This is a genomic window from Rhizobium sp. TBD182 (assembly GCF_001950375.1).
GTDB lineage: Bacteria > Pseudomonadota > Alphaproteobacteria > Rhizobiales > Rhizobiaceae > Agrobacterium > Agrobacterium tumefaciens.
This window is the reverse complement of record NZ_BDLN01000002.1, coordinates 121,172-143,251: the sequence shown is the minus strand read 5'-3', so window position 1 is coordinate 143,251 and position 22,080 is coordinate 121,172. Positions and strand designations below refer to the sequence as shown.

General features: G+C 59.2%; 21 protein-coding genes and 1 riboswitch. Of the genes, 7 read left to right on the top strand and 14 right to left on the bottom strand.

The annotated features are described in order from the left end of the window. Window positions 1-1,365: a sigma-54-dependent transcriptional regulator gene (locus tag T18_RS09460; protein WP_038494044.1), complete on the top strand. Its 1,365-nt coding sequence runs from the start codon at window positions 1-3 to the stop codon at window positions 1,363-1,365. A gap of 100 nt (window positions 1,366-1,465) precedes the next feature. Here the strand turns inward: T18_RS09460 and T18_RS09455 are convergent, their stop codons facing one another. Beyond that, window positions 1,466-1,978: a BA14K family protein gene (locus T18_RS09455; protein WP_003510838.1), complete on the bottom strand. Its 513-nt coding sequence runs from the start codon at window positions 1,976-1,978 to the stop codon at window positions 1,466-1,468. Window positions 1,979-2,154: 176 nt separating this feature from the next. Here T18_RS09455 and T18_RS09450 point away from each other — a divergent pair, with 176 nt between their 5' ends. Further along, window positions 2,155-2,865, top strand: a complete 711-nt coding sequence (locus tag T18_RS09450) for a GntR family transcriptional regulator (RefSeq protein WP_025595694.1) — start codon at window positions 2,155-2,157, stop codon at window positions 2,863-2,865. 52 nt (window positions 2,866-2,917) lie between these two features. Here T18_RS09450 and T18_RS09445 read toward each other — a convergent pair whose 3' ends face one another. Both T18_RS09445 and alr read right to left on the bottom strand, forming a co-directional pair. Next, entirely contained in the window at window positions 2,918-4,174 is a 1,257-nt protein-coding gene (locus T18_RS09445; RefSeq protein WP_003510835.1) for a D-amino acid dehydrogenase, read from the bottom strand. A gap of 7 nt (window positions 4,175-4,181) precedes the next feature. Then, window positions 4,182-5,348 (bottom strand): alanine racemase, encoded by a 1,167-nt coding sequence (gene alr / locus T18_RS09440; protein WP_038494041.1) that lies wholly within the window; start codon window positions 5,346-5,348, stop codon window positions 4,182-4,184. Between the two features lie 127 nt (window positions 5,349-5,475). Here alr and T18_RS09435 point away from each other — a divergent pair, with 127 nt between their 5' ends. After that, window positions 5,476-5,934, top strand: coding sequence for an Lrp/AsnC family transcriptional regulator (locus T18_RS09435; protein WP_003500727.1), 459 nt, complete (start codon window positions 5,476-5,478; stop codon window positions 5,932-5,934). A 227-nt stretch (window positions 5,935-6,161) separates the two neighbouring features. On the opposite strand, the gene thiD is transcribed toward T18_RS09435, so the two are convergent. From thiD to T18_RS09405, 5 genes are read right to left on the bottom strand one after another with little or no spacing between them, the layout of a single operon-like run. After that, on the bottom strand, window positions 6,162-6,959 hold the full coding sequence (gene thiD / locus T18_RS09425; RefSeq protein WP_038494038.1) for a bifunctional hydroxymethylpyrimidine kinase/phosphomethylpyrimidine kinase: 798 nt from the start codon (window positions 6,957-6,959) through the stop codon (window positions 6,162-6,164). Continuing rightward, on the bottom strand, window positions 6,956-7,618 hold the full coding sequence (thiE, locus tag T18_RS09420) for a thiamine phosphate synthase (protein WP_038494035.1): 663 nt from the start codon (window positions 7,616-7,618) through the stop codon (window positions 6,956-6,958). Before thiE ends, thiD begins: the two co-directional genes overlap by 4 nt. After that, window positions 7,605-8,345: a hydroxyethylthiazole kinase gene (locus T18_RS09415; RefSeq protein ID WP_038494032.1), complete on the bottom strand. Its 741-nt coding sequence runs from the start codon at window positions 8,343-8,345 to the stop codon at window positions 7,605-7,607. The genes thiE and T18_RS09415 overlap by 14 nt, the downstream gene beginning before the upstream one ends. A gap of 2 nt (window positions 8,346-8,347) precedes the next feature. Then, the gene (locus T18_RS09410) at window positions 8,348-9,292 is read right to left on the bottom strand and encodes an ABC transporter substrate-binding protein (protein ID WP_038494029.1); all 945 of its coding nucleotides are present in this window, start codon (window positions 9,290-9,292) and stop codon (window positions 8,348-8,350) included. Next, window positions 9,289-10,074 carry an ABC transporter permease gene (locus T18_RS09405; RefSeq protein WP_038494027.1) on the bottom strand — a complete coding sequence of 262 codons (786 nt, stop codon included), beginning with the start codon at window positions 10,072-10,074 and terminating at the stop codon, window positions 9,289-9,291. The genes T18_RS09410 and T18_RS09405 overlap by 4 nt, the downstream gene beginning before the upstream one ends. Before the next feature lie 128 nt (window positions 10,075-10,202). Next, a riboswitch (TPP riboswitch) is annotated at window positions 10,203-10,305 on the bottom strand. A gap of 181 nt (window positions 10,306-10,486) precedes the next feature. Between T18_RS09405 and T18_RS09400 the strand changes: the two genes are divergently transcribed. Next, window positions 10,487-11,776: a TadE/TadG family type IV pilus assembly protein gene (locus tag T18_RS09400; protein WP_038494024.1), complete on the top strand. Its 1,290-nt coding sequence runs from the start codon at window positions 10,487-10,489 to the stop codon at window positions 11,774-11,776. An 85-nt stretch (window positions 11,777-11,861) separates the two neighbouring features. On the opposite strand, the gene T18_RS09395 is transcribed toward T18_RS09400, so the two are convergent. The 6 genes from T18_RS09395 to T18_RS09370 all read right to left on the bottom strand — a co-directional run bounded on the left by T18_RS09395 (window position 11,862) and on the right by T18_RS09370 (window position 19,220). Then, the gene (locus T18_RS09395) at window positions 11,862-13,856 is read right to left on the bottom strand and encodes an alpha-glucosidase (RefSeq protein WP_038494022.1); all 1,995 of its coding nucleotides are present in this window, start codon (window positions 13,854-13,856) and stop codon (window positions 11,862-11,864) included. A 12-nt stretch (window positions 13,857-13,868) separates the two neighbouring features. Then, on the bottom strand, window positions 13,869-14,726 hold the full coding sequence (locus tag T18_RS09390) for a carbohydrate ABC transporter permease (RefSeq protein WP_003500737.1): 858 nt from the start codon (window positions 14,724-14,726) through the stop codon (window positions 13,869-13,871). 4 nt (window positions 14,727-14,730) lie between these two features. Next, a complete protein-coding gene (locus T18_RS09385) occupies window positions 14,731-15,642 on the bottom strand; it encodes a carbohydrate ABC transporter permease (RefSeq protein ID WP_003510821.1) in 912 nt (303 codons plus the stop codon). Between the two features lie 174 nt (window positions 15,643-15,816). Continuing rightward, the gene (locus T18_RS09380; RefSeq protein ID WP_013761547.1) at window positions 15,817-17,052 is read right to left on the bottom strand and encodes an ABC transporter substrate-binding protein; all 1,236 of its coding nucleotides are present in this window, start codon (window positions 17,050-17,052) and stop codon (window positions 15,817-15,819) included. Between the two features lie 54 nt (window positions 17,053-17,106). Then, window positions 17,107-18,183: an ABC transporter ATP-binding protein gene (locus T18_RS09375; RefSeq protein WP_038495792.1), complete on the bottom strand. Its 1,077-nt coding sequence runs from the start codon at window positions 18,181-18,183 to the stop codon at window positions 17,107-17,109. A gap of 332 nt (window positions 18,184-18,515) precedes the next feature. Continuing rightward, window positions 18,516-19,220 (bottom strand): GntR family transcriptional regulator, encoded by a 705-nt coding sequence (locus T18_RS09370; protein ID WP_003510818.1) that lies wholly within the window; start codon window positions 19,218-19,220, stop codon window positions 18,516-18,518. 100 nt (window positions 19,221-19,320) lie between these two features. Between T18_RS09370 and T18_RS09365 the strand changes: the two genes are divergently transcribed. From T18_RS09365 to T18_RS09355, 3 genes are read left to right on the top strand one after another with little or no spacing between them, the layout of a single operon-like run. Continuing rightward, window positions 19,321-20,478 (top strand): LLM class flavin-dependent oxidoreductase, encoded by a 1,158-nt coding sequence (locus tag T18_RS09365; protein WP_003510817.1) that lies wholly within the window; start codon window positions 19,321-19,323, stop codon window positions 20,476-20,478. Further along, window positions 20,478-21,371, top strand: a complete 894-nt coding sequence (locus T18_RS09360; RefSeq protein WP_019564643.1) for an aldo/keto reductase — start codon at window positions 20,478-20,480, stop codon at window positions 21,369-21,371. The genes T18_RS09365 and T18_RS09360 overlap by 1 nt, the downstream gene beginning before the upstream one ends. Then, entirely contained in the window at window positions 21,371-21,895 is a 525-nt protein-coding gene (locus tag T18_RS09355) for a flavin reductase family protein (RefSeq protein ID WP_038494015.1), read from the top strand. The genes T18_RS09360 and T18_RS09355 overlap by 1 nt, the downstream gene beginning before the upstream one ends. The last annotated feature ends 185 nt before the right edge of the window (window positions 21,896-22,080 follow it).

Below are 22,080 nucleotides of genomic sequence, written 5' to 3'. Positions count from 1 at the left end.
ATGATGGCAGGTGGAACCATATTTCTGGTGGATGACGACTCCCAGCTGCGTAAGGCGATGGTGCAGACGTTGGAACTCGACGGATTGCCCGTCACCTCCTTTTCCCGCGCCGAACAGGCACTTGCGGCGCTCAACGAGGATTTCGACGGCGTCGTCATCACCGATGTGCGCATGCCCGGCATGACCGGGCTTGAGTTCTTCGACCATGTCCGCAGGATTGATGCCGATCTGCCGGTTATCCTCATCACCGGCCACGGTGATGTGCCGATGGCGGTCGATGCCCTGCACAACGGCGCCTATGATTTTATCGCCAAACCATTCCCCGCCGAACGCATGGTTGAAAGCGCCCGCCGCGCGCTGGAAAAGCGCCGCCTCGTGCTGGAAAACCGCGCGCTTCGCCGGGCGAGTGCTCAAGCCGAGGACGATTTGCCGCTGATTGGCCAGACGCCCGCCATGGAACGCCTGCGCACCACGCTCCGGCACATTGCTGATACGGACGTGGACGTGCTGGTGGCAGGTGAGACGGGCAGCGGCAAGGAAGTGGTGGCAACGGCGCTGCATCGCTGGAGCAAGAAGCGATCGAGGGGCAATTTTGTGGCACTGAATTGCGGGGCGCTGCCGGAAACGGTGATCGAAAGCGAGCTTTTCGGCCATGAGCCGGGTGCTTTCACCGGTGCGCAGAAAAAACGCGTTGGTCGCATCGAACATTCAAGCGGCGGCACGCTGTTTCTCGACGAGATCGAAAGCATGCCGCTTGCCGTACAGGTGAAGATGTTGCGCGTTCTGGAAATGCGCGAGGTCTCGCCACTCGGTTCAAATGAGGAGCGACCGGTCGATATTCGCGTGGTGGCGGCGGCGAAGGTGGATCTCGGCGACCCGGCCGAGCGTGGCACGTTTCGCGAGGACCTATATTACCGGCTGAATGTGGTGACGCTGTCGATACCGCCGCTGCGCGAACGCAAGGCGGATATTCCGCTGCTGTTTTCGCACTTCGTCACCAAGGCCGCCAACCGGTTCAACATGCCTGTGCCGCAGATCAGCGCCGGCGTTTCCCGCCGCCTTAACGACTACGACTGGCCGGGCAATGTGCGCGAACTCGGGCATTTCGCTGAAAGGGTAGTATTGGGGCTGGAGATGGATGCGGTCACCACGACTGTTTCGCAATCGAGCATTCCGGCTTCCGGCACCCTGCCGGAGCGAATGGATGAAATAGAAGCGCAGATCATCCGCGAAACGCTTGTGCAATCGAATGGCGACGTGGCCGAAACCATTGCGACACTCGGCATTGCCCGCAAGACCTTTTACGACAAGCTGCAACGTCACGGCATCAACCGGGCGGATTATGTGAAAAACGGCGCTGCTTGAGGTGCCGCAGGATCTGGGGTGACACTTAATGAAAAGCCGCGGACGTTTCCGTCCGCGGCCTGATTATTAACAGCAATAACTGCGCAGACGTTGTCCCCGATCAACCCGCTACGCAGAAATGACGCTGGCCGTCATTGCCGACATAGGTGCCGGAGCGGCCGTTGAAGCTGCGATAACGTTGCGAGCAATAATCGTACCAGGCGTTCGTCCACGGCTCGATGGTGCGGTAGGTACGGCGTTGCTGGTAGTAGCCGGAATTATTGTCATAGACCGGTTGGGCACGGTAAACCGGTGCCGGACGATAGACCGGAGCGGGTCGATAAACGGGCTGCGGCTGTGGCTGATAATAGCGGTAGTCCGGCTCTTCGTACACGTAGCTCGGTTCATAGCGACGCGGTGGGTCGATATAGACGCGCTCGTCGTCTACCGGTGCCGGGCGGGAAAGGGCTGAGCCAACGGCGACACCGGCGGCAAGGCCAAGCACGCCACCCAGAATAGCGGCATCGCGACGGTCGCGGCGGCCCCAGTCATCGGCGGATGCGCTGTTGAAGGGCACGATGGTGGCGGCGGCGACGGCGATAGCCAGAACGGTTTTAGCTGCAAAGGACGACATGATCTTCTTCCATCCGGATGGCAGGGCGCTGCCAGTTGCAAATTCGATGGTTAAAGAAATATAGCGCGCCTGCTGAACGGGCGCTGAATGAATTGTGGCGGCTGGCGACAGCTCGCAATTCCTGTTTGCGCAAGCCGCGCTTCGCGCTAGAACTCAAGTTCAAACAGGACAATTCCATGAGCCTTGCCCATATAACCGTCAATTCCGATTCATCCCACGAAGACCGTGCCCAGGCTATTCGAGATACGCTGCGCGACGCCATTGTCGACCGACGGCTTGCCCCGGGAACGAAGCTGTCGGAATCGGAAGTGGGAACGCTGTTCGATGTCAGCCGCACGGTGGTGCGGGCGGCTCTTCAGATGCTGGCTTACGAAGGACTGGTCAAGGCCGAGCGCAACCGCGGCGCTTTTGTCTCCAATCCCACACCGGACGAAGCGCGGCAGGTTTTTGCGTCGCGACGGCTGATCGAGCCCGGCGTTCTGGACGCCGCAATCGAAAAGATCACGCCTGCGGCGGTGAAGCAGCTGAGAGAGCATCTGGTTCAGGAAAGCCGCCACCAGCATGAGCGCGGCCCGCACGCCAGGCGCGCGGAAATCAAGGCATCAGGCGATTTCCACCTGATGCTGGCCTCGCTTGCCGGCAATGCCATCCTCGAAAAATTCATGGACGAACTGGTCGCCCGCTCGTCGCTGGTTATCGCGCTCTACGGGCGCTCGGGCGTTTCAAGCTGCGGCCACAACGATCATGCCGACCTGCTCGATGCACTGGAGGCGAAGGATGCGGCAAAGGCCCGTGCCTTGATGCTGCAGCACCTCGATCACATCGAGGCCGATCTCGACCTTCGCATGAAGGAAGGATTGGCGCTGAAGGATGCACTGGCACTTTGAGCGGCCACCATCCGCGCCCTTAAGACGGGGATAAGCGCCGCCCTGTCGCACTTCAGGCTGCGTAACGGCTGAGTGCCAGATCGTGCGTGTCTATCTCGGGCTTGTTCCCGCTGATGAGATCGGCAAGCACACGGGCCGAGCCGCAGGACATGGTCCAGCCAAGCGTACCGTGGCCGGTGTTGAGATAAAGATTGCTGTAGCGGGTGGCGCCGATGACAGGCGTACCATCCGGCGTCATCGGGCGCAGGCCGCACCAGAATTTCGCCTGGCTCTGGTCACCTGCGCCGCCGAACAGGTCTTCCACCGAATGGGCCAGAGTTTCCTGTCTTGCTGCGGGCAGATCCTTGCTGAAACCGGCGATTTCCGCCATGCCACCGGCGCGGATGCGCGAGCCGAGCCGGGTGATCGCCACCTTGAACGTTTCGTCCATCACGGTCGAAACGGGCGCGCGTTCTTCCTTCACGATCGGAACCGTGATGGAGTAGCCCTTGACCGGGTAAACCGGCAGGGTAAGGCCGAGCTGGCGGACGAATTGCGGGGAATAGCTGCCCAGTGCGGCGACGAAAATATCGGCTTCCACCAGCCCCTTGGTGGTCTCCACGGCCTTGATACGGCCTGCCTCGACGATGGGGCGCATGATGCCGGTATCGTAGATGAAGGTGACTCCCGCCTCTTCAGCCATGCGCGCAAGTTCGGTGGTGAACATGAAGCAGTCGCCGGTTTCATCACCGGGCAGGCGCAGTCCGCCGACGATCTTTTCCCTGGAAGGAGAAAGGCCGGGCTCGATGGCGGCGCAGCCGTCGCGGTCGAGAATTTCGAAAGGCACGCCACCTGCCGTCAGCACGTCCACATCCTTGCCGATGGCGTCGAACTGCTTCTGGGTGCGGAAAACCTCCAGTGTGCCCTGCATGCGCTGGTCGTATTCTATCCCGGTTTCGTCGCGCAGCGCCATTAGGCAATCGCGGCTATATTCGGCAATGCGCACCATGCGGCTCTTGTTGATGGCATAACGCGCCGATGTGCAATTGCGCAGCATCTGGCTCATCCAGCGCCACGCCGCCGGATCGGCGGTCGGGCGGATGATGAGCGGGGCATGTTTCATGAACAGCCATTTCATGGCCTTCATCGGAATGCCGGGCGCGGCCCATGGCGAGGAATAGCCGGGGGAAACCTCGCCGGCATTGGCAAAGCTGGTTTCAAGTGCTGCCGCCGGCTGGCGGTCGATCACCGTCACCTTGTGTCCGGCTTTGGCCAGATACCAGGCGGAGGTCACGCCGACGACGCCGGCTCCGAGGATAGTGACGTTCATGATCGTCTCACTTATGGCTGACAGATGTTGAAGCGACGGCCGGGGTTTCGCCCGGCTGAATATAATTGCGGCGGTAACGGCGTCCGAGGCCGGTCAGGATTTCATAGGCGATCGTGCCCGCATCCTCGGCAATGTCTTCCAGCGTCTGGTCAGGCCCGATCATCTGCACGAAGCTGCCTTGCGTCAATGTTCCCAAGGGCAGGGCGGATATGTCGAGAATGATGCTGTCCATTGAAACTCGACCAGCAATGGGCAGGCGAACGCCATTGTACCATGCCGCACCGCGATTGCTGAGCGATCGCGGCAGGCCATCGGCATAACCAGCCGCGATCGTCGCAAGCCGCGTCGGCCCGGCCGCTTCGAAAGAGCCACCATAACCGACCAGCGATCCGGCGGGAACTTCGCGGGTCTGAATAACGGCGACATTAAGCCGGACGACCGGTTTCATCGGGTTGGGACGGGTAACGGAGGGCGCGCCGCCATAAAGCGCAATGCCGGGGCGTAGCAGGGAGTTGTGATAGTCGTTGCCCAGAAAGATGCCGCCGGAATTGGAAAAACAGACGGATACATCAGGAAAAGCTGCAGCGGCTTTTCGCATCACAGAGAGTTGGGCGGCATTGGAGAGGTGATCCGGCTCGTCGGCGCAGGCGAGGTGGCTCATCACGAAGGCGATGTCGATACCATCAAGCAGTTGCGGCCGGGAGGCGAGGACTTCAAGCTCCTCGGGAGAGAGGCCGAGACGGCACATGCCGGTATCGATCTGCACTGCGGCGGGTAATGTCTTGCCAAGATTTTTGGCGTGGGTCGCCCATTGGGCGATCTGCTCGAGCGAATTCAGAACCGGTGTGACGGCCATGGCTGCGCAGGAGGTTTCGTTACCGGGCTGAAGCCCGTTGAGGACGAAAATCCGCGCTTCCGCTGAAAGACGCAGCCGGAGCGCCAGCGCTTCATCGATATGGGCGACGAAGAAATTCCGGCAGCCCGCTTCAAACAGCACCTGCGAGACGATATCCGCGCCGAGGCCGTATGCGTCAGCCTTGACGACCGCTGCCGTCTGCGATGTGGGTGCCATTGCCGCAAGCGCGAGATAATTATCGCGCAATGCGCCAAGATCGATGGTCAGATGGCCGCTTGCACCACCCGCTGCCTGCTGGCGGCTGATCTGCATGTCCATGGTCGTTCACCCTCATTTTTATCACATGAGAGTATTGCAACGATTGTCGAATTTCTTGGCTATTGTTCGAATAAGATGCGATAAAAATGCAATATACGCAACTTTCATTGTCATATTGGAATTTTCTATGTCGTCACTCGACGCGACCGACCGCCACATCATTCGCCTGCTCCGGCTCAATGCCCGCATCAGCAATGCGAAACTTGCTGCGGAAGTCGGCCTTTCGGCCTCTGCCTGCCTTCGCCGGGTCGATATTCTGGAACGGGAGGGTATCATCCGGGGCTATACGGCGCTGACCAGCGGCCTTGCCGGCGGCGAGGTGATCTCGGTCATCGTGCAGATCACGCTCGACCGCCAGACGGAGGATTTTCTCAACAGGTTTGAGAACGCGGTGCGGCGTTATCCAGAAATCCGCGAATGTTACCTGATGACGGGCGGGTCGGATTATTTCCTGCGATGTGAGGCGGAAAGTGCGGGCGATTTCGAGCGCATCCATAAGGAGATTCTGTCGAAGCTGCCGGGTGTTTCGCGGATTCATTCGAGTTTTGCGATCAGGAATGTGCTGGCGACGCCGAAGGCGCGGTGAAGGCGGATGCGCAGAGCGTGGGGCTCACCCCCCTCTGTCCTGCCGGACATCTTCCCCTCAAGGGGGGAGATCGGGTGAGGTTTTCGCCTCGGTCCCCATTAACGTCGGTATCGCGATCTCGTCCGCCAACTAAAACGCCCGGGGCAGGCCACTTGTCGATCTCCCCCCTTGAGGGGGAAATGTCCGGCAGGACAGAGGGGGGTAAGCCCTACGCTCCACTCTAACCTTCACTCCCACCACCGATAAAAATGATGCACCGGTCCCCGACCGTTCCCGACGGCAAGCCCCCGACCAGCGTTAAGCGCCCCATTCAGATAGTCCTTCGCAAGACCAACCGCCTCACGCAATTCACAACTCTTGGCCAAATGAGCCGTAATCGCCGCCGCCAGCGTGCAGCCGGTCCCATGGTCGTTTTTCGTGTCAACTCGCGTAGCGGAAAGCGCCTGCACGGTGCCGTCTGCAAACAGATAATCCGTACTCTGCGGCCCGTCGCCATGGCCGCCCTTGATGAGCACGGCTTTCGCGCCCACCTTTAGGATCATCTCGGCCTGACGGGTGATCTCCGCCTCGGTGTCTGCAATAGGCAAGCCGGTGAGAAGCGCTGCTTCAGGCAGGTTCGGCGTGACGATGGTGGCGAGCGGCAGCAGGTCGCGCCGTAATGTCTCGATCGCATCCGCATGCAACAGACGGTCGCCGGAGGTCGCAACCATCACGGGGTCGAGCACCACCGGCTGGGGCTGCTGCCGAAGCCTTGCAGCTATGGCCGCGATGGTTTCGATCCGCGATACCATGCCGATCTTCACCGCATTGACGGCAAGATCGGAAAAAACAGCGTCCATCTGCGCGACGATGGTGGCGACGGAAATATCCTCCACTGCCGTCACACCTTTGGTGTTCTGGGCGGTGATGGCGGTGATGACGCTGGCGGCATAGGCGCCGAGTGCCGAAAAAGTCTTGATGTCGGCCTGAATGCCCGCGCCGCCGCCGCTGTCTGAGCCGGCGATGGTCAATGCGATTGCTGTCATGGCTGTCTCGCTTTCAGCGCTGCATCGACTGCCGCGCGGAAGTCCCTGGTTGTGCTGGCAATATCGTTTGCGCGGAAGATTGCAGAAATGACGGCGACACCATCCGCACCGGCGGCGATGACGTTCGGCACGCGGGCAAGATCGATACCGGCGATGGCGCCCACCGGCATGCCCGGCCGCAATTCGCGGAGCAGAGTGCGGAGCGTCGTAAAGCCGTCGAGGCCGACAGGCTTGTCTGGATTGACCTTGGAAACGGTTTCGAACACGCCACCAATGCAGGCGTAATCGGCGGGCATGGAGGCCGCCCGCTCGGCATCGGCGCGGTTCTTGACGGTGAGGCCGATGATCGCCTTATCTCCAAGGATGCGTCTGGCGGTTTTGGCATCCATATCATCGGCGCCGAGATGCACCCCGTCCGCGCCAGAGGCGAGCGCCACATCCACCCGGTCGTTGATGACCAGCGGCACGCCCGTGCCGGCAATGGCTTCGCGAATTGCGCTGGCGTTTTCGATCATCTCCCGCGTGGAGGCGTGTTTGTCGCGATATTGGAGAATGGTCGCGCCGTTGAGTGCGGCCGCCAGAGCAAGCTCGCCCAAGGGCGCAACATCGCCGAGGCTCGCATCGACCAACGCGTTGAGACGGTAATCAACCTTGTTCATGCTCAATCCTCGCATCGTTTATTATGTCTTCGCCGGAAATTTCTGAAAGCACATCGAGAAATGCCGGCTCGAATGTGCCGGGGCCTTTGGCGTTTTTCGCTGCCAGTTCGGCTGCGACACCCGTGATGGCGAGGGCGGCGGCGGCGGCCGTCAGTGCGTCTTTTTCCACCGCCATGAAGGCGGCGATGACCCCACCCGATAGGCAACCCGTGCCTGTCACCTTCGCCATCCACGGGTGACCGTTGACGATTCTGACACTCCTTGTGGCGTCGCGCAGGTTATCGACAGGTCCGGTCTCTATCCTGATGGCGTTCGGAACAGCACCGATCAGGCTCATCTCAGCGCTGTTGCCGCGCACGATGGTGGGTCCAAGCGAGATCAGGTCACGCGCGAACGCCAGTCGCGATGGCGAATAGTCGCAATGCACGGGGTCCAGAATCCACGGCTTGCCAGCCGCGCGGGCGATCTCGACGGCAAATCGAATGACTTTTCGCCGGTCGGCGTCGAGCGTGCCGAGATTGATCGTTACCGCATCGGCTTTCGTGACGAAAGCACCGATTTCTTCGAGTGAGGTTGTCATCGAGGGTATGCCGCCGACAACGGTAATGCCGTCCGCGGTGAATTTCTGTACCACGGTGTTCATCAGGCAATGCACGCGCGGGCGCGTCTGCCTTACCCTTTCGAGGATCTCTGCGGCCTTCGCCGCAGTCGGAAAACTGTTTGCCATGGTTATTGCAACTCCACGGCAATGTCTTCCGCCGCCGGCGCCCGCTTGATCAGTTGCATGTCCTGCATGAAGGTGCCGAAGCGTGTGTAGCGGGTGCGATCGAGTGCGGCTGGACGTTTGGCGAAACGCGGCAGCGTATCGAAAAACGCCTGCTTGTTCAGCCCGTCGTCAAGGTTCGGATAGGCCTTGATGAAAAGCTGCCAGGATTCTTGCGGGTGGTTGGTGATGAAAATAGCAGCCTGCTCAACGGCCGAGAGAAAACGCGGCAGGCGGCTATCTTTCACGAGATCACGATGGGTGACGAAGATGAGCTCGTCATAGGCGGGCACGCCATGTTCCTCGGGGAAGAACGAGCGGCCTTCGTGGCCTTCAAGCTTCATCTGCGTCAGTTCGAAATTACGGAAGCCGCCAAGCGTGGCATCGACCTTGCCGGCGATCAGGGATGGCGAGAGTGAGAAATTGACGTTGACCAGTTCAACATCGTCCTTTGTCAGTCCCTCCTTCTCCAGCATGCGCTTCAGCATCGCATCCTCGAAACCGGAAACCGAGAAGCCGACCTTCTTGCCTTTCAGGTCCTTCAGGCTCTTGATCGGCCCGTCGGCCAGAACGGTGACGGTGTTCAGCGGCGTTTCGACCAGCGTGCCGAAACGGACGAGCGGCAGCCCTGCATCGTGGTCGAGATAGAGGTTCGGCTGGTAGTGTACACCGATATCGGCCTGCTTTGCCGAGACCAGACGCGGTACGGCGGATGGGTCTGCGGGCGGGATCAACTCGACCTCCAGCCCTGCATCGGCGAAAAGGCCGCGTTCCTTGGCAATCACCATCGGGGCATGGTCCGGGTTCACGAACCATTCCAGCAACACGGTAAGCTTGTCGGCCGCCTGCGATTGCACAGGCGAAAGCACGCTTGCTGCCGCGACGACGAGGGAAAGAAGAGTTCGTTTCATGGTGCCGAAAGTCTCCGCAAATGTTTGAAAGGAATGAGATGGTCTGTTTCTTTGGCCCAGGGGGCGAGGTTGGCCGTTGCCCGGTCGACGACAAGCCGCAGCAGCACCGCCATGAGGGCGAGAATGGTCATGGCGGCGAACATTGTGTCGGTCTGCATGCGGGCATTGGACTGGATCATGACAAAACCGAGCCCGGCGGAGGCGCCCACCCATTCGCCAATGACCGCGCCGAGCGGGGCGAGCGGAGCTGCGACCCTCAGCCCGGAAATGAGTGAGGGAAGCGCCAGCGGCACACGCAGCCGGGTGAGGATTTGCCAGTGGCTCGCCTCTGTCAGCGAGGCGGCATCGAGGATTGTCCGATCCGTGCGATTGAGGCCGTCGGTGAAGGCTGAAGCGACGGGGAAAAAGATGATGATCGCCGTCATGACAACTTTCGAGGCCATGCCGAAACCGAACCAGAGTACGAGAATGGGGGCCAGCACGAAGACCGGAAATGCCTGCAACACGAGAACCATGGGCCAGACGAGGCGGCCAAAACGCGGGACGGCGGCAATCGTAAAGGCAACGAGAATGCCGGCGGCAATGCCAGCCGCAAGCCCGACAGCCATTTCACCTGATGTCACCATGGCCTGTCCGAACAGGAAGGCTGGCTGGCGCAGGAGTGCTGCGGCAACATCGGCCGGCGAGGGCAGGATGTAGCGGGGCGGTGCAAGCAGCCAGATGCCCAGCTGCCAGACAATCAGAATAAGAACGACGCCCTTCAGCGCATGGGAGGCACGCATCGGCCGGGGCTCAGACGCAGCCGTACCGTATACGAAGGGAAGGATGTTTCATCATCATCGTTCGGTCTCCAGCTGTGGCGATCACGGAGATCCGGGCAAAGCGGAGAAGAGAAAGGGCAGTACCGCAAACGCGCTACAGTTTCCGTTCCTACGCCGGCATGACCCGGATCAGGTTCAAGGGTCCGGCTCATCGCCATCTCAGCACCGTCAGGTGCTCCCCTCGGAAGAGACTGTTTTGCTAGGAGGGTTTTGAAGTAATGTCAACGTTGAAAGTTAACGAGAATATTGGCGAATTTGCCGCGAACATATTAGTTGTCGATTATATTAAGTTTATCAAAAATTAGTTATTTATTGAAACCGCTTTTCAATTCCGCTGTATTAGCTTCAGCTCCCAGATTGGTTGGGGGCGAACTTGAAAAACTTCTGGCGAGAGAAATCTGGAAATTTTGGCATTCTGACCGCGCTGCTCATGGTGCCTCTGTGCGGGGCTGCCGGTGTGGCGCTCGATATTACGCGCGGCATGTCGGTCAAAGCCGATCTGCAGCAGGCGGCGGATTCCGCGGCTCTGGCGGCAGTCGCCGATATGTCCGCAAGTGTTCAGGCGGCAAAGAAGATGTCGGGGGACGGTGTCATTCCCGTCGGCAATGAAGAAGCCCGGGCATTCTTCGATGGCAATCAGCGCGGCGACGCGGACTACACCATTACCTCTGTCGATGTCTCGGTGATCAAGCACGGCAATGTGGTCGAGTCGTCCGTCAGCTTCAAGGCGTCGGTCAGCACGACCCTCTCAGGGCTTCTGGGGAAGGATTTCGTTTCGGTTGCCGGCACGGCCACGGCCAAATACGAAACGGAAACCTTCAGCGATTTCTATCTTCTGCTTGATAATACGCCCTCCATGGGAGTGGGCGCGACACCCACGGATGTTGCCACCCTGGTTGCGAACACTGGCGATAAATGCGCTTTTGCCTGCCACATCGTGAAGGACGGCGTGGCAGACCCGAACAGCTATTACTTCAAGGCCAAGAAACTCGGGGTTACGACGCGTATCGACGTGGTTGCCAAGGCAACCGCCAGCCTGATGGACACGGCAAAGTCCACGCGCAAAAGCAGCAATCAATATCGCATGGCCGTCTATACCTTCGGGGAACGGGCGGAAGATACCAAGCTGCTTGAGGTCGTTTCGCTGACATCGGATCTGGACGCAGCAAAGAAAAAAGCTGGTGAAATCAACCTTATGTCAATCCCCTATCAGGGATACAACAACGACCAGCAAACAGATTTCGACCGGGCACTGATCCAGATTGGAGATAAGGTCGGCAGTTCGGGCACGGGCGCAAGCTCGGCGAACCCGGATAAGGTTATTTTCTTTGTTTCAGACGGGGTGGGCGACAGTTACAAGCCGTCCTCCTGTACGAAAAAACTGACGGGAGGCCGCTGTCAGGAGCCGATCGACATCAAAGACTGTACGAAACTGAAGGAAAAGGGTTTTCGTATCGCGGTGCTTTATACCACCTATCTGCCGCTGCCGACGAATGACTGGTATAATAGCTGGATCAAGCCCTTTCAGGCGGAAATCGGCTCACGCATGCAGAGCTGCGCTTCCCCGGGCCTGTATTTCGAAGTCAGCCCCTCCCAGGGCATCAGTGACGCGATGACGGTGCTGTTCAAGAAAGCCATTACATCACCACGCCTGACGGGCTGATGGCCGTTTAGCGAGGCCTGTTAGAGCATCGGTTGAACGCCGCAATATTTGCGGCGTTTTTTGGAAATGGCCGGAAGGTGATGCTTCAAGCGATATTGCGAAGCTGTTCAAATAACGCAGTAAAGGGCGTTTCAGCGCGGTAGAACACAGCCGGCTGGCCTATCGGAGCCTCCACGGTGATCTCGTGCCCGCCAAAATACCGCGCGCCATTCCAAAGATGCATCCATTCCCCATCGCCCGGAAGGTAAAGCGTGCGCTGCGTCTCCCCCGCCTTCCACACTGGTGCGACCAGCATGTCGGCCCCATAGAGATAGCTGTCCTGAATGGCATAGGTCTGCCGGTCGTTCTCATGATGCAGGAAAAGCGGGCGCTGTACCGGCAGGCCGTTTTCGGCCGCTTCAGTGGAAAGCGATTTCAGATAGGGGGCGAGTGCGACATAGATTGCCGTCATGCGGGCAAAATGGCCAAGAACGGTCTCGTCCTGATCGATCTGGAGATTGTCGCGCGGGCGATTGCCCTCATGGGTTCGCATGACAGGAGTAAAGGCTGCCATCTCCGTCCAGCGCATGATGAGTTCCGGGGTTCTGACATTGCCGAACAGGCTGGTATAACCGCCAATATCGGAATGGTGATAGGCATTGCCGAGAAGACCGGAGGACAGCGCACCGCATATGACGGTGACGAGACCGTCATGGCGGGAAAAATCGACGGACTGGTCGCCGCCCCACAGCAGCGGGCAGTGGGCTTGCACACCGGTAAAGCCCGCCCGCATGAAGAACAGCGCTTCGCCGGTTTTGCCACGGCTTTCAACAGCCTTGGCGTTGACCTCTGCCCAGAGCGTCGGCCAGGCATTGTGCATCAGCTTGGCGTCGATGCCGTTCGATAGCGTGATGTCGATCGGCAGATATTCGCCGAAATCGGCCATCCAGCCGGAAAGGCCGAAATCCAGCATATTCTTGCCGATGATCTCTTCGGCAAACCACTCGGCTGCGGCCGGATTGGTGAAATCGACCACGCCACAATCGAACTCGCCGAAATCCACGAGCGCCGTCTTGCCGTCCGCGCCGGTGGCGAAATAACCGGCCGCCTCCGCCTCCGGAAAAAGCGGGCCGTCGACGCAGAGATAGGGGTTCACGTATCCCAGAAAACGAATGCCCTGATCGGCAAGCTCCGCGATCTTCTGACGCAAATGCGGATAACGCGCCTCATTGGCCTGCCAGTCCCAGAAGAGCCGGGCGCCGAATGATGTCTGGCGAAGCCCCACCCAGTCCTCGCACCACAGGCCGGAGACCTTGGTTCCGGCAGCGCGGATTTTTTCCAGCCGGGCAAAGGAGTTGGCGCCATCCTTTAACCCGATGATCGCGCCGCCATAGACCCACTCCGGCAGTTCCGGCTGGCGTCCGAACCGCAGCGAGAGGGCGGAAACGATATCGGTGAAACGATCGCCGGTGAAAAACTCGATCCTCTCGGGGATCGCCCATATCTCGACTTCATGGAAATCTTCGTTGCGGAAATCGAAGACCGAATAGGCGCTGGTTTCCACATGCAGCGCATATTTGCGCGACGACAGATAGGTCGGCTGCGGGTAATTGGTGTTGTAATAATCGCCACCCGCCTTGCCGCTGACGTCAGCCTTGAAGGTGATTTCAGCGGTCTTGTCGCGGCCGACACCGGGTTCGGAGGTCCAGAGCGGAAAGCGGCGGCCGCGCATGTCGAAATAGGACATCTGTTCGCCACCGCCCCAGACATGTTCGTCCTCATCTGCGATGATCCGCAGCCACAGCCGATTGATGGTTTCATCCAGCGCCGTGACCCTGATGGCATTTCCATCCAGGGCCAGATGAAGGCGTGCGGCCTGCCCGGGTGCGGAAGACAGCGTAACGCTGTCGCCACTGACTTCGGCGTGGCGGAGCGCAGTTCGTTCGATGACATAGTCCTCGATATCGAAATTGCCGCGATACATATCCATCCGCTCCTTGCCGAAACCGGCGAAGAAAGCCGGGTTCTCAGGCGAATGAGAAAGAATGGTGTGGCTGCCAATCGCAAGCGTGAAGCCGTCTCTGGTCTTTTCGAATTGCATGACTGTACCTGTTTAACCCTTGAGACCGCCGGCGGTGAGACCGGAGACGACGCGTTCCTGAAAGATGACGATCAGGATCGCAACCGGGACGATGCCGACCACCAGCGCCGCCGAGATGACGGGCCACGGGAAAGCGAACTCACCCTGGTAAAGCTGGATGCCGACCGGCAGCGTGCGCAGTGCCGGATTGGAATTGAAGGAAAGCGCCAGCAGGAATTCGTCCCAGGCGTTCACGAAAGCGAGAATGCCGGCGGTGAAGACGCCTGGCGCGCATAGCGGCACGACAACCTTGAACAGCGCGCCGATACGGGTGCAGCCATCAATCATGGCGGCGTTTTCCAGATCGCGCGGGATGCTTTCGAAGAAGGACACCAGCATCAGCGTGCAGACCGGCAGGGAGAGCACGGTGTAAGGCAGTATAAGAGCGGTCCAGCTATTGAGCAGGTTGAGCGCACGCATGATCTCGAACAGAGGCACCAGCAGCGTTACCAGCGGGAATGTGGAAACGGCGATGATGAGCGAGAGGATCAGCGCCCGGTACTTGAGATCGAGCCGCGCCAGCGCATAGGCTGCCAGCACCGAAATCAGAATTGTGAGTGCGGTGGAAAGCAGCGCGACCATGAAGCTGTTGAACAGGAAGAGGTGCAACGGCTGGTCGGAAAAGGCCTGCATGTAATTGGCAAGCGTCGGCGCATGCGGAAACCATGTGATCGGTTTCACAGTCAGTTCCGCTTCAGTTTTCAGCGAGGTGAACAGGATCCATATTGCCGGAAACAGGCCGTTGACCAGCAATATGGAGGCCGCAATGAAGCGCAGCGGCTTGCCGGAGAAGAAGGAGGACAGACCGGAGGAGGTCGCAACGGTGCTCATGGGATCAGTCCTTCGTCCTGATAATGCGGAGATAAACGGCAGTGACGCACATGGAGAGCGCAAACATCATGACCGCCAGTGCCGAACCGTAACCGAGATCGAGGAAGGAAACAGTGTTCTGGTGAATGTACATGGCGAGCGTCGTGGTTGATGTGCCGGGGCCGCCGCCGGTCATCATGTATGGAATATCAAAAGTCTGCAGCGCCGTAATCGTACGGAAGATGAGAGCAACGACGATCGACGGCTTTAGGAGCGGCAGCGTGATCTCGAAGAACTGCCTGAGCTTGCCGGCGCCATCCACATCGGCGGCTTCATAGAGCGAGCGCGGAATGGTTTGCAGCCCTGCAAGGATCATCAGTGCCATGAAGGAGGAGGTCTTCCAGATGATCGTCAGGCAGATGGCTGCGAAGGCCCAGTTCGGCGAGTTGAACCAGATGATGCCTTCAAAGCCCAGCCGGTTCAGCACATCGTTGACCACGCCGTATTCGTAGTGGAAAAACCACGCGAAGATGAGGCCGGCGAACGACAGAGGCAGCGCCCAGGGGATGAGCAGTGACAGGCGCATCGGCCATTGCATCGAAAACGGCAGGTTGGCGAGGAGCGCAAGGCCCAGGCCCATGAACAGCGCTCCAGGCACCGTTATCAGCGTTATCAGCACCGTATTCCAGGTCGTTTCCCAGAAAATCGGGTCATCGAGCATCGCCGTGTAGTTTTCAAAGCCGATGAATTCCGCCGGCAGGCCCGATGTCAGCGAAAGGCTGAAAAACGAGGTGTATACGAGACGCGCCACCGGATAGACGATGATAAGCGAAAGAAGAATGGCTGCAGGCGCCAGCAAAAGCACGGCAAGCGACCGGTCACCGAGATCGAGCCACCGCGTCCAGCGCGGCTGCGGTTTCTCGTCCACCCTGACCATTGTTCTCTCCGGCATCGTCACGTCTGCCACTCCCGCAACTGAATTCACGTCATCGTCTCCCGATCAGACCGGTTAAGTCCCGGCCCGTTTATCGCGCCGTTCAGGCGATTTTCACTGGTTCGGCCAAACGGGCCGGCAACGGCATGTCCTGCATGCCGTCCCCGGCCACAGGGCTTAGCGCAATACGCGGCGCAGACGGCTTTCCATCTGCTTTGCGCCGTCTTCCGGCGACATCACGCCCGCAAGCACGCCATTGACGGTGGTGCGGATCGTTTCGCTGACCTCGTTGTAACGCGGTGTGACCGGACGGGCCTTTGCCGTTTCAACAACCGGAAGAGCATCCGCAAACCAAGGGATGGACTTGGTCACATCAGCATCCTTGTAGAGCGAGGCATAGGTGGGCAGCAGCGCGGCATTGATGGCCATGAACTTCGAAACATCCTGGCTGGACAGATATTCCACCAGTTTCTTGGCTTCGTCCTGCTGCTTGGAATAGGCGGAAACGCCGAATTCCCAGCCGCCGAGGCACGTCGTCTGCTCTCCGCCCTTGACGGCCGGCAACCGGGCGACGCCAACCTTGTCGTTCACTTGGGATTCCTTGCCCTGAAAATGGGTCCAGGCGTAGGACCAGTTGACGGCGAAGAGAACCTTGCCCGCCTGGAATTCCTTGCGCGTGTCGTCGGTCGCCACTTCGGAAATGTTCTTCTTGGAAATGCCTTCGTCGACGAAGCTCTTCCAGAGCTTCAGCGAATCCACGGCCGCCTGATTGTCGAAATTCAGCTTGCCGTTTTGAACCAGCGACTTGCCTTCGCTCCAGTAGGGCAGCAGGAACGTGCATACCGCACCTTCGATGGCCTTACCCTGGAAGGAGAGGCCCTGAAGTTCGGGGTTCTTTTCGCCCTCCATCACCTTTTTTGAGGCTTCCTTCAGCTCATCCCAGGTGGTCGGCGGCTGGATGCCGTATTTGTCCAGCAAGTCCTTGCGATAGTAAAGGAACATGGAATCGGCGAACGCCGGCAGCGCCACGATCTTGCCGTTCACGGTGTTTGCTTCTGCATAGGTCGGCAGGTAGGCGGACAAGTCTTTGCCGGAGAAATCGCTGGTCCAGCCAGCGGTTGCGAACTGTGCGGGACGGATGACATCGAGCATCAGCACGTCGAGGCTTGAATCCTTGGCAGACATGACGGTGTTGAGATATTGCGCCTGCATTTCGGAGGTGTTACCGCCGGTCTCGATCACGACTTTCACGCCCGGCGTCTTCGCCTCATATTGATCGAGCGCCTTGCGCCACACATCGGGTTGATGCTGGCTGGAAACGAAGATTTTGAGTTCGGCGTCGGCAAAGGCCTGTCCCGAAAAGCTGAGCATCGTTGCGCAGAGCGCCGCTCCCGTAAGGGCTTTGAATTTCATGTTTTCCTCCCGTTATTGAAATCTTGAAGCCGGGCCGGTGGCGGCCCGATCCTGTCACTGAATGGAGCGTTCCGTCGTCACGTCGAACAGGTGCACCTTCGATGGGTCGAGGCCGATCTTCAGTTCCTCATTCGGAGCCGGTTTCATCTCTGGCGGCATTCTCGCCGTCAGCGCCGCATCACCGAGGGTGAAATGCACCAGCGTATCCGACCCCAAAGGCTCCACCACCTGCACCTTGACGGAGAGCTGTGTGTCAAATCCCCCGGCGGGACCGAAATGTTCAGGGCGAATGCCGACGATGACCTCCCGTCCATCGAGCGCCGTTTCACGGGACGGTCTGATTGCTGCCAGTGGAAGAGAGTTGCCGTCCGTAAATGTCAGCCTGTCGCCGGTCACTCTGGCGCGAGCGAAATTCATGGCAGGCGCACCGACGAAACCGCCGACGAACACGCTTTCCGGACGGTTATAGACCTCGTCCGGCGTGCCCACCTGCTCGATATCGCCGCCGCGCAGAATGACGATGCGGTCAGCCAGCGTCATCGCCTCCACCTGATCATGCGTAACGTAGATGATGGTGGTGCCGAGCTGCTGGTGCAGGCGCTTGATTTCCGTGCGAACCTGTCCGCGCAGTTTTGCGTCGAGGTTGGAAAGCGGCTCGTCGAACAGAAACACCTGCGGGCGGCGCACGATGGCGCGACCCATGGCCACGCGCTGGCGCTGGCCGCCGGAAAGCTGGCCCGGACGACGGTCCAGCAGATGGCTGATGCCCAGCATATTCGCTGCCTCATCAATGCTGGCATTGGCCTGCGAGGCGCTTACACCACGTACCTTCAGGCTGAAACCCATGTTTTCACGCACAGTCTTGTGCGGGTAAAGCGCGTAGTCCTGAAACACCATGGCGATGTCACGCTCGCGCGGCGGCAGTTTGTTGACAACGCGGTCGCCGATCATCACCTCACCGCCGCTGATGCTTTCCAGCCCGGCGACCATGCGCAACGTCGTGGATTTTCCGCAGCCGGAGGGGCCGACGAAAACCACGAATTCACCATCGTTGATTTCAAGGTCGATACCCTTGACGATGCGCAGGGAACCGTAACTCTTGTCCAGCTTGCGCAGGCTGACTGAAGCCATCTTTTCCTCCTCACGTCCGGGGCGTCCAAAATCGGATGAACGCAAACCCGGCATCAACCTTCAAATCCACGCATCGCTTTTCGAAAAAATCATCCCGATCGTCCGGCGATATCGTGGGACGGCCAAACGCCTGTCTCCCTAGGCCCGTGATATTACCTTTCGTCAAAAGGAAATCAATAGTGTATCAATTTTATTTCTGACAGAAATCAAAAACCGGCAAAGCTTTGATTTGTAGAAATATTTCAACGAAAACCCCGGCGTGGCAGGTCGCGGCTTCCTTGCCTGTGGTCAATTTTCTCTGTCCATGTGGATCACGCGAATTTCGTGCGTTTTCAACGTATGCGTGAAACGTACCGTGCGACGGTGTGGTCGAACCATGTCCATGAGACTTCAGCTACGGCTCCGTCCTGACCCTGGCTCAGGCGAAGGACCCGCGGCACCGACGCGCCGGGTTTCTGGCCGAATTGTGCAGGCGCCCATTCTGGCACTTCCCCGAGGTCGATGCGGTCTTCTGCCTTCGATATCCAGAGATTGAGGCGGGTGCGATAATAGAGATAGAGCGATTCCGACAGGTTCTCGATGGTAATCGTGTCGACATAGGAACCGTCTAGCCAGATCTCCTCGATTGCCGCTGGTTTCCCCGCGATACGCCTCAGGCGGCGGATGCGGTGGCCTTCCGGCGATGTGCCAAAGGCGGGCAGGGTGGATGGCTTGGCAAGGCGCGCAACATCCAGCACCTCCGCCGTTGGCAGGCCACCGCCCTCGATCATCTCTAGCCGGAAGAAGGCATAAACGCTCTGGGGATCGCTGACCGCGCGGATATAATTGCCGGAACCCTGCACACGCTCCAGCAGTCCACGCTCCTGCAACTCCGCAAGCGCCTTGCGAAGCGTGCCGACCGCAATGCCGAGATCGGCTGCCATATCCCTTTCGGGAGCAAGCTTTTCACCATCTGTCAGACGGCCCGCAGCGACTTCGCGCACCAGCATTTCGGCGATCTGCAAATACATAGGCAGGCTGCCGCCCGTGTGTTTCATGATGCCATCCCCTCCGCAAAACAAAAATTGATACATCATTGATTTACATATTTCTTGATGTTATGCAAGAAAAACGAGAGCGGCCTTGAGGAGGAATTGCATGACCGTCGTACCCGTTACATCCGCTGATCTCGATGCTGCCGAGGTCTCCTGGTTTTCTGCCCTTTGTTCCGATGATTACGCCTATCTGGGCGTGCCGGATGGTAGCCTGCGCTCCAGCTTCGAACATTGCTCGGATATCGTCAAAAAGGCCGAGGAACTCGGTTTTCGTAACATTCTCTGCCCCTCTTCCTATCAGGTCGGCCAGGACACGTTGAGCTTCGTGGCAGGTTGCGCTCCGATCAGTGACCGCATCAATTTCCTTGCTGCAATCCGTTGCGGCGAAATGCAGCCGATCATGCTGGCGCGTACGGTGGCGACGCTCGATCACATGCTGAAGGGCCGCCTGACGCTCAACGTCATCAGCTCCGATTTTCCCGGCGAGGTGGCTGACAGCGCGTTTCGCTACAAACGCAGCCATGAAGTCGTGCAGATTTTGCGCCAGGCCTGGACCCGTGACACGATTGACCATGACGGCGAGATATACCAATTCAAGGGTGTCTCCACCGAGCCTGCACGTCCGTACCAGCAGAACGGCGGTCCGCTGCTCTATTTCGGCGGTTATTCGCCGGATGCGCTGGAGCTGTGCGGCGCGCAATGCGACGTGTATCTGATGTGGCCCGAAACGAAAGACCAGCTCGCAGACCGCATGCGCGCTGCCCATGAGCGTGCCGCAGCCCATGGCCGCACGCTGGATTACGGCCTGCGAGTCCACATGGTCGTGCGCGATACCGAACAGGAAGCGCGTGAATATGCCGAGCATCTGGTTTCGAAGCTCGACGACGAATATGGCCAGCTAATCCGCAACCGCGCCCACGACAGCGGCTCACTCGGTGTGTCGCATCAGGCGCGGGCCCGGGAACTGGCCGACAAGTTCGGTTATGTCGAACCCAACCTGTGGACCGGCATCGGCCGGGCGCGCTCCGGCTGTGGTGCAGCGCTCGTCGGCTCCACCGACAAGGTCCTTTCGGCGCTGGAGGAATACCAGAAAATGGGTATTCGCGCCTTCATCCTCTCGGGTTATCCGCATCTCGACGAGGCTGAACACTTCGGAACCAAGGTCCTGCCGCAAATGAAAACCTGCTCCCTGCCGCATGCATACGGCCGGGTGCCTTCTGAAACACCTGCCACGCCGCTGGGCAACGGGGAACGCCACTGATGGAACGTATCGCTCTTTCTGAAAACCTGGAACTTAGCCGCATCGTTTACGGCATGTGGCGCATCGGCGACGATGCTGATACTTCGCCTTCCCATGTACAGGCAAAGATCGAAGCCTGCCTGGCGCAGGGCATCACCACCATGGATCAGGCTGATATATACGGTGGATACACGGCGGAAGCCATTCTGGGTGCCGGCCTCAAGGCAGCTCCATCCCTTCGCGACAAGATCGAGATCGTGACGAAATGCGGCATCGTGGCGCCAGCCGGGCGTCACTCAGCCGCCCGTGTCAAGCATTACGATACCACGGCTGGCCATATCAACGCTTCAGTCGAGGCCTCCTTGCGTGACATGGGCACAGATCATGTCGATCTGTTGCTGATCCACCGGCCCGATCCGCTGATCGATCCCGAAGAAACCGGCAAGGCGCTCGATGCACTGGTAGCGTCCGGCAAGGTCAAGGCCGTGGGCGTTTCCAATTTTCGCCCTTGGGATTTCTCCCTGCTGCAATCGGCTATGAGCAATAGGCTGGTTACGAACCAGATCGAAATGAGCTTGCTTGCTACCGATAGCTTCACCAATGGCGATCTGGCCTTCCTGCAGGAAAAGCGCGTTTCACCAATGGCATGGTCGCCGCTTGGCGGCGGTTCGCTGTTTTCCGGTGCGCATGGTGGAACCATGGCTGCCCTGCAGCGCATCGGCAACGAGCAGGGTGTCGATGCCACTGCCGTTGCCATCGCCTGGCTGCTGCGGCATCCGGCAAAGATCGTGCCCGTGCTCGGCACCAACAATATTCAGCGCATAAAAACGGCGGCCGATGCCCTGCGCGTCACCATCGACCGCCAGACATGGTTTGAGCTTTACACACTTGCAATTGGAAGCGAGGTGCCGTGATGACAGTCGCAGAAGCGATCAAAATGCCCAATGAGCACGTATTTGTTCCCGGCGGCGAAAACAGCCGCAGCTTTCGCAATGCGCTCGGCGCTTTCACCACCGGCGTGACGGTGGTGACGGCAACGACGCCCGAAGGGCCGATCGGTATGACGGTCAACAGCTTCGCGTCGGTATCGCTCGATCCGCCGCTGGTGCTGTGGTCGCCTGCCAAAAATTCATCGCGCTATCCGGCCTTCAGCGGCGCAACGCATTTCGCCATCCATGTGCTGAGCGCAGATCAGGACGTGCTGAGCGCCCGCTTCACCCGCAGCGGCCGCGCATTTGACGATCTTGACTGGGAAATCAACGACGAGGGCGTTCCGGTCATTCCGGGCACGCTCGCCCGTTTCGAATGCCGGCAGGCGGCAGCCCATGATGCGGGCGATCACACCATCATCGTCGGCGAAGTGCTGCGTGCCGCCCACCGCGATGGCGATCCCCTGTGCTTTTCAGGCGGAGCCTTCGGGCGGTTTTCAAAGCAGTAGGCAGAACGGGATTTTCCCGTTCGATCTCGGCAGAGATTTACTCCAGCCATCTGTTGCTTATTTAACGGAGCACGCCTGTCGTGCTCCGTTTTTGTTTCGTCTGTCAGTAAAAACCACGCTTTGCGCTGTTCATACTGGAAATCATCTTTCAAACTGGCGTAGTTGATCTGATTCAAAAAATGATT

Bases quoted from the DNA above. Each gene is read 5' to 3' on its own strand.
- T18_RS09460 (WP_038494044.1), top strand. From the start codon at position 1: ATGATGGCAGGTGGAACCATATTTCTGGTGGATGACGACTCCCAGCTG.
- T18_RS09455 (WP_003510838.1), bottom strand. From the start codon at position 1,978: ATGTCGTCCTTTGCAGCTAAAACCGTTCTGGCTATCGCCGTCGCCGCC.
- T18_RS09450 (WP_025595694.1), top strand. From the start codon at position 2,155: ATGAGCCTTGCCCATATAACCGTCAATTCCGATTCATCCCACGAAGAC.
- T18_RS09445 (WP_003510835.1), bottom strand. From the start codon at position 4,174: ATGAACGTCACTATCCTCGGAGCCGGCGTCGTCGGCGTGACCTCCGCC.
- alr (WP_038494041.1), bottom strand. From the start codon at position 5,348: ATGGACATGCAGATCAGCCGCCAGCAGGCAGCGGGTGGTGCAAGCGGC.
- T18_RS09435 (WP_003500727.1), top strand. From the start codon at position 5,476: ATGTCGTCACTCGACGCGACCGACCGCCACATCATTCGCCTGCTCCGG.
- thiD (WP_038494038.1), bottom strand. From the start codon at position 6,959: ATGACAGCAATCGCATTGACCATCGCCGGCTCAGACAGCGGCGGCGGC.
- thiE (WP_038494035.1), bottom strand. From the start codon at position 7,618: ATGAACAAGGTTGATTACCGTCTCAACGCGTTGGTCGATGCGAGCCTC.
- T18_RS09415 (WP_038494032.1), bottom strand. From the start codon at position 8,345: ATGGCAAACAGTTTTCCGACTGCGGCGAAGGCCGCAGAGATCCTCGAA.
- T18_RS09410 (WP_038494029.1), bottom strand. From the start codon at position 9,292: ATGAAACGAACTCTTCTTTCCCTCGTCGTCGCGGCAGCAAGCGTGCTT.
- T18_RS09405 (WP_038494027.1), bottom strand. From the start codon at position 10,074: ATGCGTGCCTCCCATGCGCTGAAGGGCGTCGTTCTTATTCTGATTGTC.
- T18_RS09395 (WP_038494022.1), bottom strand. From the start codon at position 13,856: ATGCAATTCGAAAAGACCAGAGACGGCTTCACGCTTGCGATTGGCAGC.
- T18_RS09390 (WP_003500737.1), bottom strand. From the start codon at position 14,726: ATGAGCACCGTTGCGACCTCCTCCGGTCTGTCCTCCTTCTTCTCCGGC.
- T18_RS09385 (WP_003510821.1), bottom strand. From the start codon at position 15,642: ATGGTCAGGGTGGACGAGAAACCGCAGCCGCGCTGGACGCGGTGGCTC.
- T18_RS09380 (WP_013761547.1), bottom strand. From the start codon at position 17,052: ATGAAATTCAAAGCCCTTACGGGAGCGGCGCTCTGCGCAACGATGCTC.
- T18_RS09375 (WP_038495792.1), bottom strand. From the start codon at position 18,183: ATGGCTTCAGTCAGCCTGCGCAAGCTGGACAAGAGTTACGGTTCCCTG.
- T18_RS09370 (WP_003510818.1), bottom strand. From the start codon at position 19,220: ATGAAACACACGGGCGGCAGCCTGCCTATGTATTTGCAGATCGCCGAA.
- T18_RS09365 (WP_003510817.1), top strand. From the start codon at position 19,321: ATGACCGTCGTACCCGTTACATCCGCTGATCTCGATGCTGCCGAGGTC.
- T18_RS09360 (WP_019564643.1), top strand. From the start codon at position 20,478: ATGGAACGTATCGCTCTTTCTGAAAACCTGGAACTTAGCCGCATCGTT.
- T18_RS09355 (WP_038494015.1), top strand. From the start codon at position 21,371: ATGACAGTCGCAGAAGCGATCAAAATGCCCAATGAGCACGTATTTGTT.